This window comes from Lysinibacillus sp. UBA6686 (assembly GCF_002455205.1).
In the GTDB taxonomy this organism is placed as follows: domain Bacteria; phylum Bacillota; class Bacilli; order Bacillales_A; family Planococcaceae; genus Lysinibacillus; species Lysinibacillus pakistanensis.
In genome coordinates, this window is record NZ_DKJS01000013.1 from 66,807 (window position 1) to 74,389 (window position 7,583).

Consider the following 7,583-nt stretch of genomic DNA (forward strand, 5'->3'; position numbering starts at 1 on the left):
AAAATTGGAAAAGCATCAAATCGAGTGGAGGCTATTAGCAAGGAAGGGGTTATTTATATAAATTAATCTAGCAATTGAGAGGCCGGATAATAATTAGAAAAGCTTGTAAAAAACTTAATTCGTTTTTTACAAGCTATGATTTAGGGTTACTTAGCTAATACAGCAAGTTTGCTTAGCTCTTCCGCAGTTAATGGCTCTGTTTTGCCAATTTCCGTATGAACATCAAAGACAGCTGTATTTTTAATAGTACCAGTGATTTCTCCTGTTGTTTGAGTCAATACACTACTTGCACCAAGGAACCAGAAATAATGGTCTTGTACTCGTTTAGGGAAGTTTGCTCCAAACATGCCATCAACTGAAATAGGTGCGCGGAAGTTCATGGATTCTTTTTTCAATGTACCAACCATTGTTACTTGTTTTTTACTTCTAGGCGGCACAGTCACTTGTACACTGGCAGTGGCTGTTCTTGATTCTGACTCAGTTTTTGATTCCCCAACAGTAGTACTGACAGAAAACTCCATTCCTGATTCAAAGAATCCTTCAATTGTAAATTTGGAGGATATCGTTAGACCAGTCGTACTTTCAGAAGACCAAGATTGCTCACTTTGCCAGCTTCCTTGAACCTCTAAAGTCATCGTAGCCTCTTCATCTCCATAGTTTACTGCTACATTGCTCCCAACGATTGCAGATGTAGGTGGCTTGCCATCGCCTTTCATATAATTAAAGTCACCTAGTCTTTTATAACAAGGGTGTCCATATTGTTCTGTGATTGCAGGTTTGACAGCATTAAAATAAGTTTCACTGTTGACAGAGATGCCATCAGGTTTTGTACCAAACTTATTTGTGAAAGCTTGTCTTACACTCTCGGGGCTTGATTTTAGTGCAGGTAAATCTGTAAATGATAATTTTTCTTGAATTGTCATTATGTTACCTCCTAATTTGTGTTGTTATATAAACACATTTATTAAATTAATATATGCGTTCAATAACCCATAAGTATATTACCTTAATTAACCAAATAAGTCTTTACATTTTACAAAATTAGTATTATTTTTACATAAAAAGACAAATTAATAGAGCTTTATGAATAGACTTATTAACACACTGTTAACTGGTATCTAGCTGTATCAAAACTTTTTTCCTCTAGAAAATTGGAAACTGTGATAAATTATAAGGATGAAAGTTTTCCATACTTTTTCTAGGAGGTTTTGATTGTGAAACAGATCTATGTAATTAGGCATTGTGAAGCCCAAGGTCAATCATCCGATGCCCATTTAACAGAAAAAGGCTTTCATCAAGCAGAAGTTTTAGCGGACTTTTTCGCTGACAAAGAAATCAAGCGAATTATTGCAAGCCCCTTTTTACGCGCAATTCAAACGTTAGAGCAGCTTAGTGCAAGGGAAAAATATCGATATTGAAGTCGATGAACGCCTTTCAGAACGGATTTTAAGCGCTAGAGATTTATCAGACTGGTATGAAAAGCTACAAGCAACCTTTACTGATATGACAATAAGATTTGATGGTGGAGAGTCAAATGAGGAGGCCATGACACGTATCGTTAATGTTGTCGAAGAAATATTTCGAAATGAAGTTGATCCATACATTTATCGTTAGCCATGGAAATATTTTTACCTTGCTTTTAAAACATTATCAACGGGATGTAGATTTTCAATTTTGGAAAAATCTAAGTAATCCAAATGTCTATCAGCTAACTATGAAGGAAAATGCTGTGACACTAGAACGTATATGGAAACGAGAGGAGAAACATGGATAGGTTATTACAAGAAATTGTTACATGGGTTAAAAAGGAAGATAAAGCAATTGTTATTGGTATCTCTGGCCATGGTGCAGCAGGAAAAACAACGTTTGCCAATAGACTTATACATCTACTGAATCAGGATGAAACGAATTATATCAATACAGACCCGTATATTGTTAGTTCGGATATACGCAAGCATACAATTATCAACTATACTTTTCGAAACGAACAGCATCATTTTAAAATGACCGCTTGCCATCCAGCGGCACATCATTTACCTTCTTTGGAACGAGATATTCAGATGGTTAGAGAAGGACTGGATTTATTGACAATTGATACGCATTATATGAAAAGTGCGTTAATTTCTTCAAAAAGTAAAATAACCATTGTTGAGGGAATGAGTGTAGCATTTATTAATCCGAAATTATTTGATTTAAAAATTTATTTTTATACAGATGACGATACGGAATTAAAGAGAAGGTCAGGGCGAGATATACTAGAAAGGGGAACAAATATCGATTATTTAAGGCAGTCTCATGAGGAACGACGGATTCAATATGAATTGTTTATGCATTCTTTTAGACATCATTTTGATATTATTGTTAAAACGTCGAATGATATAGTATGCCTAGAAAAAATCGCTTTTGATTTTTAAATCAGAGCTTTCTGCAATTCAAAAAGGCAGAAAGCTCTTGTCTTTAATATTGAAATTTCACTCTAACAGTCGCATTAATAGCCATTTGCCCCTGTTCAATAGGTGTAGCAATTGTTGAATCGGCCATCGTCATGGATTTATAGAGGACGGGGCTATTTTCATGTTCCTCAACAATTTCAATTGGCTGGGGCTGCAAAGGCAAATACATCGCATCTGCAATTGTTTTAGCTTTCATTTGGGCATTATGGAGAGCTAAAGTAAGTGCTTGTTGGTAATAGGCATCGACATCTGCAATGTTAAATTGAATGGAGGAAATCCGATTTGCCCCATTTTGCACAGCTGTGTCAATAACGGCACCAACCTGATTCGTGTCCATCACCTTTATTGTAATGGCATTGGTCACTTCATATTCATTAAAAATTTGTTTACCATTCTCAAAATCATAAAGTGGTAAAATCGTGTAGCCTGTTGTTTGAATGTGTTCTCTTGGGATTTTAAGTGCTAACAGAGATTGCATGACACGATTCATTATTATCGCATTATCCTTCTGTGTATCCTGTACATGTTTTCCTTGTGTATTTACTTCAACCTGCAGCTGTACATAGCCTGCCTTTGCCATTACTTTTCCCTGACCATTCACAATGATAACACGTTGTGCATAAGGAACTTGCTGACCACCAGTTGAATAATACATCGAAAAACCACCTTTCTAAAGGCTCAATGCTCCCTGCTATCCTTTATCTTTCAGATTTTTTAATAATTTATCATGTAATTTAGTAAAGAGCAGCAATGTTAAAAGTGTTCCAATAAGGGCTAAAAACATGTCCCATTGTGCATCCCAGCGATCGCCTTGCATTCCGACAAAATCCTTCGATACTTTACTACCTTTGGAGATTTTTGTGCTTAACCATTCAATGATTTCATAGGTAGCTGCAATAGCAAGCATAATACTAAATGTAATGCCTGATAACCAAGCCCCTTTTGTTAATGGCGTCTTTCGTATTAATATTTCCCTTATAACAATCGCCATTAAACCTTTAAAGAAATGTCCAAAGCGATCATAGTTATTTCGCTGTAAATGGAATTCTTCTTTAATCCAATTAAAAAGAGGGACCTCTGAATAGGTATAGTGTCCACCAATAAACGTTAAGATGGATAAAAAAGCGATGATACAATATGAAAAAGTTGTGAAACGGAATTTATTATAGAGGACAGTAACAAAGATAATTGCTACAACAGCAGGACTGACCTCAGCTAGCCAATCCAAATAGGAAGCTGGCTTTATTACAGACCAGAGAAAAATAATGATGACGATTAATAATAAAATGACATGTATTTTCTTATCTTTACCCATCACGCACACTCCTTTGCTTAAAGTATAGGGAAGGCGTGGCTATGTTATACAAAAATATGACATCAGCTAAAAAAAGCGTCTAGTTGAGCTATGCACTGACGCTTTGCTTATCTTGATTCAGCAGATCTTTACTGTGCGACAGCGCAGCTCAGAATACTTCCACTTCTTTTGGTGGCGATTATACAAACGCCTGTTACGAATTTTAAAGAAGAGCTTTTCAAGCAAGCTCAAAAAAATTCGGACGCAATTACGCTGGGGTATAATTGAAGGCTTTAGATCATTTTTAATAAAGCCTCTACACCAGACATTCCTTCAGTAATGCCCAACTGTTGTGCCTCATAGGTCACGGATTCTAGGGGAGCTGTCAATAATTCATCGATTGTTTTTACACCAACAGCTCGCCCAGCAATAATTTTTCGATCAGCTAGGCGGTCATTTAACAAACCGACATCCAATGCCCCGCACATTATATAGCCCGTATTATTTGAAACCGTCAGTAGTGTTGTTTTGGGTAATTGAACAGCTACCGCAGTGAAGAAATGCCCCTTAATCATGATAGGCTCTATTGTCACCATCAAAATCACTCCTTTTCTCTATATACATATGGCAGGAGCTAAAAAGGTGTTCGACATTTTTTAATAAAAAATACAATTAGATTATTCATCATTGCTTTGAAAAGACCGATCTTATAGTATTATCAATTTTTAGTTAAATATTTGATAAATATCTTACTCAGATGTTAATTCCTATGACAATTCTAATATCATCAAAAGGGGATTTCTGTAATATTTAAAGGGGAAAACCGCCAATCCTTCTCAAGTATAATTCATTGTAATTCGTAAATAGTAAGTTGACGGAGTAATGTGAATGTGACTTGGGAGGTGATGCTATGACACGTAAATATGTAATGCTTTTAAGTATTTGTTTTTTTATCATATCGGTTTGCTCTACAGGGCTGATAACGTATGCGGATAAAGGTCGCCCCTATTATGAGGAGACAGGAGAAGTTGTGTGGGATATCAATACAGAAGACAAAATAATTGCCCTCACCTTTGACGATGGACCACATCCTAAGTATACGGCAGCTATTTTAGACTTATTGGCAAAGTATGATGCAAAGGCTACCTTTTTTATTATTGGAAAAAATGCAGAAAAATATCCAGAGGTTGTTTTACGATCTTATTCTGAAGGACATGAGTTAGCCAATCATACGTATTCACATCCGTTCAAAGTTTCCATTGCTGATTTGCAGAAGGAGCTGCGGCAGACAAAGGAAATAATTTATGGCATAACTGGGTTTTCCCCGGTTTTATTCCGTCCTGTAGGTGGTAACTATAATGATTCAATGATTAATGCCGCTGTTAAGGATGGATACAAAGTAGTTATGTGGTCTTGGCATCAGGATACTCAGGATTGGAAGCAGCCAGGTGTAAAGAAAATTACACAAAAGGTTCTGAAGGGATCAAAGCCTGGAGATGTTATTTTATTCCATGATGGAGGCGGCGATCGCAGTCAAACCATTAAAGCGCTGGAGGAAATATTGCCAGTGTTAAAAAAGCAGGGCTATACATTTGTCACGATATCCGAGCTGATAGAAAGCAAACAGCAGAAAGAGCAAGTGCAATAATAGGAATAAGCCATCTCAACAATTGTTTGATATGGCTTATTTTCCTCAGTTTACCAAAACAAATTAATTACCAAAATAGAAGTGGTGCAAGTGCAATCCCAACAATTGTTCCAAGTGCGATACCAACACCGAAGCCTGCTCCTCTAAAACCCCAACCCCAGAAACCTAAACCATAACCACCAAATCGTCTATCAGGAAGAATCCATACCTGTCTTCTATCCACTCTAGTTATTTCTCCATAATGTACTTTTCCGCATGATTCAGTAATTTTTACACGTTTACCTTGATATTGACAGCAAAGATTATAAGTATTAGCTGGATTCACAATTTTCCCTCCTTTCAGCTTCCTTACAAACTAATATATGCTGTCTCCTCTATCCACCATTAGCCGATTGTCTATTGAACACATAAGCTATAGTTGGAGGTGTGAGGATGTCAGTTATACCAACAAATGAGTGGTTACATGAAATTATGGAGATTCAAAAGCTTGTGCCTAAGAGAAATATTTATGAATTACAACGCTCTATCATTTGTAATCGTCTGATAGAGATCTTTAATAATGGAAATCCGGAAGAAATACAATTTGAATTGCAGCAGCAGGGGCTATATTTGCCACATGAAAACTTGGCTATTCAAAAGTTAGAAAAACAAAATGTTTGGCTAATTGTGCAAGAAGAATTTAATTACTTAAAAGAAAAATGGAACGGTCCTAATATACCAATCTATATACTCCCTATAACACAGGAACAAACAATGACTAAAAAAAATGGTACTGCCTATCCTAATGCCATATTTTTATTTGTTGGGGAACTTAAAAAACAGGAACTTCGAGCATTATTTGCACATGAATACAACCATGTTTGTCGTCTGCACTGTATAAATAAATCTTTAAATGAAGTGACCTTGTTGGATTCTTTAGTTTTAGAGGGCTTGGCAGAATGTGCAGTAGAAGAAATTTATGGAGATGAGTGGTTAACACCATGGTTGGGGAATTATACGATGGAAAAGATGCTAGAAATATGGAAAAAGTATTTTTTACCTCAGATGAATAATGAGGGATTGGCGCATCATGGAGAATTTTTATATGGTGGAAAACTACCTCAGTGGATTGGATATTGTATTGGCTATGAAATTGTAAGAACCTATATAAAAAATCATTCATCAAACAAACTTCTTTTAAAAGATTCGAAGGAGATACTTACTGGCTCTGATTTTCCATTACAATAGAGGGAAGGAGTGATTGGCGTGTCAGATCAATTAAAAAATGTATTACCTCCCGTTATTGACTTGTCAACAAAGGTGCTGATCGTGGGCTCAATGCCTGGAAAACAGTCATTAGAGAAGCAGCAATATTATGGTAACCCACGCAATCACTTTTGGGCAATTATTGGGGAAATAGTAGAGATAGCAATTCCAGATAACTATGAACAAAGGTTGGAGTTGTTAAAGAGTAACCATATTGGTCTTTGGGATACAATAGCATCTTGTGAGCGTAAGGGAAGCTTAGATGCGGCTATTCGTAATGAAAAGCCGAATGATTTTCAAATGCTTTTTGAGCACTATCCTAACATTGAGTTAGTACTTTTTAATGGAGCAAAGGCTTTTGATGTTTTTAAAAGGCATATTGGTTTTGAAGTTTTAGCTGAGCGTGACTATCAAAAAATGCCCTCAACTAGCCCTATACCTGGGAAAAATATTAAATCTTTTAAGGAAAAGCTCAAGGATTGGCAAGTGATGAGCTCCTATTTACCTAACATAAAATAACCTCTATTGTTGGAGGTTATTTTTCATGTTGTTGAAATACTATTATGTCAATGAAATCAAGGTGACAAATTAAAAAATATAGCGCTTCACTCGCTTTATTGCTCGCTCCAGGGTCTTATCTGTGACGCTGTGAACTCTCCGGGAGTCACTCACACTCCAATCAACCATTACTCATAGTATTTCACAAAAATGTATAGTGATAAATTGAAGTCTTTACCACCATTATTTTGCGAAAAATGGAGCTTTGATAAAAATTTTTCTATACGAAAGCAGTTCGACAGCAATAAGTGGCTTTGTAAAGGTAGAAATTAGTTTTATGCAAAAACTAAAATGTAGGTTGGCAACTATAGAATTGTACCACTATTTTTCCATTTAATGATGGTAAGTAACATCCTTTTACTATACTTTTGTGGGAAGAAAATAT

The 7,583-nt window shown here is 36.0% G+C and carries 11 protein-coding genes; 6 read left to right on the forward strand and 5 right to left on the reverse strand.

Annotated features, from left to right (window positions below):
• Positions 1-146: 146 nt before the first annotated feature.
• On the reverse strand, positions 147-923 hold the full coding sequence (locus B2R82_RS03695; protein ID WP_286923583.1) for a hydralysin-2: 777 nt from the start codon (positions 921-923) through the stop codon (positions 147-149).
• Positions 924-1,214: 291 nt separating this feature from the next.
• On the opposite strand from B2R82_RS03695, the gene B2R82_RS24030 reads away from it, so the two are divergent.
• The 3 genes from B2R82_RS24030 to B2R82_RS03705 all read left to right on the forward strand — a co-directional run bounded on the left by B2R82_RS24030 (position 1,215) and on the right by B2R82_RS03705 (position 2,414).
• Entirely contained in the window at positions 1,215-1,418 is a 204-nt protein-coding gene (locus B2R82_RS24030; RefSeq protein ID WP_313373281.1) for a phosphoglycerate mutase family protein, read from the forward strand.
• Entirely contained in the window at positions 1,393-1,614 is a 222-nt protein-coding gene (locus B2R82_RS24035; RefSeq protein WP_313373282.1) for a hypothetical protein, read from the forward strand. The genes B2R82_RS24030 and B2R82_RS24035 overlap by 26 nt, the downstream gene beginning before the upstream one ends.
• A 152-nt stretch (positions 1,615-1,766) precedes the next feature.
• Positions 1,767-2,414 carry a uridine kinase family protein gene (locus B2R82_RS03705; RefSeq protein ID WP_286923584.1) on the forward strand — a complete coding sequence of 216 codons (648 nt, stop codon included), beginning with the start codon at positions 1,767-1,769 and terminating at the stop codon, positions 2,412-2,414.
• Positions 2,415-2,457: 43 nt separating this feature from the next.
• On the opposite strand, the gene B2R82_RS03710 is transcribed toward B2R82_RS03705, so the two are convergent.
• From B2R82_RS03710 to B2R82_RS03720, 3 genes are all read right to left on the reverse strand, one after another.
• Positions 2,458-3,108: an SIMPL domain-containing protein gene (locus tag B2R82_RS03710; RefSeq protein WP_286923585.1), complete on the reverse strand. Its 651-nt coding sequence runs from the start codon at positions 3,106-3,108 to the stop codon at positions 2,458-2,460.
• Positions 3,109-3,144: 36 nt separating this feature from the next.
• Positions 3,145-3,768, reverse strand: coding sequence for a DUF2238 domain-containing protein (locus B2R82_RS03715; RefSeq protein WP_286923587.1), 624 nt, complete (start codon positions 3,766-3,768; stop codon positions 3,145-3,147).
• 272 nt (positions 3,769-4,040) lie between these two features.
• A complete protein-coding gene (locus B2R82_RS03720; protein WP_283869942.1) occupies positions 4,041-4,343 on the reverse strand; it encodes a YunC family protein in 303 nt (100 codons plus the stop codon).
• Between the two features lie 314 nt (positions 4,344-4,657).
• Between B2R82_RS03720 and B2R82_RS03725 the strand changes: the two genes are divergently transcribed.
• Positions 4,658-5,395, forward strand: a complete 738-nt coding sequence (locus tag B2R82_RS03725) for a polysaccharide deacetylase family protein (protein WP_286923588.1) — start codon at positions 4,658-4,660, stop codon at positions 5,393-5,395.
• Between the two features lie 67 nt (positions 5,396-5,462).
• Here B2R82_RS03725 and B2R82_RS03730 read toward each other — a convergent pair whose 3' ends face one another.
• Positions 5,463-5,720, reverse strand: coding sequence for a hypothetical protein (locus B2R82_RS03730; RefSeq protein ID WP_286923589.1), 258 nt, complete (start codon positions 5,718-5,720; stop codon positions 5,463-5,465).
• Between the two features lie 107 nt (positions 5,721-5,827).
• On the opposite strand from B2R82_RS03730, the gene B2R82_RS03735 reads away from it, so the two are divergent.
• Together B2R82_RS03735 and B2R82_RS03740 are read left to right on the forward strand one after the other, a co-directional pair.
• A complete protein-coding gene (locus B2R82_RS03735) occupies positions 5,828-6,622 on the forward strand; it encodes a DUF2268 domain-containing protein (protein WP_286923590.1) in 795 nt (264 codons plus the stop codon).
• An 18-nt stretch (positions 6,623-6,640) separates the two neighbouring features.
• Positions 6,641-7,159 carry a DNA-deoxyinosine glycosylase gene (locus B2R82_RS03740; RefSeq protein WP_286923592.1) on the forward strand — a complete coding sequence of 173 codons (519 nt, stop codon included), beginning with the start codon at positions 6,641-6,643 and terminating at the stop codon, positions 7,157-7,159.
• The last annotated feature ends 424 nt before the right edge of the window (positions 7,160-7,583 follow it).

Coding starts and splice junctions, on each gene's coding strand:
- B2R82_RS03720 (WP_283869942.1), bottom strand. CDS start 4,343: ATGGTGACAATAGAGCCTATCATGATTAAGGGGCATTTCTTCACTGCG.
- B2R82_RS03695 (WP_286923583.1), bottom strand. CDS start 923: ATGACAATTCAAGAAAAATTATCATTTACAGATTTACCTGCACTAAAA.
- B2R82_RS03710 (WP_286923585.1), bottom strand. CDS start 3,108: ATGTATTATTCAACTGGTGGTCAGCAAGTTCCTTATGCACAACGTGTT.
- B2R82_RS03735 (WP_286923590.1), top strand. CDS start 5,828: ATGTCAGTTATACCAACAAATGAGTGGTTACATGAAATTATGGAGATT.
- B2R82_RS03705 (WP_286923584.1), top strand. CDS start 1,767: ATGGATAGGTTATTACAAGAAATTGTTACATGGGTTAAAAAGGAAGAT.
- B2R82_RS03715 (WP_286923587.1), bottom strand. CDS start 3,768: ATGGGTAAAGATAAGAAAATACATGTCATTTTATTATTAATCGTCATC.
- B2R82_RS03725 (WP_286923588.1), top strand. CDS start 4,658: ATGACACGTAAATATGTAATGCTTTTAAGTATTTGTTTTTTTATCATA.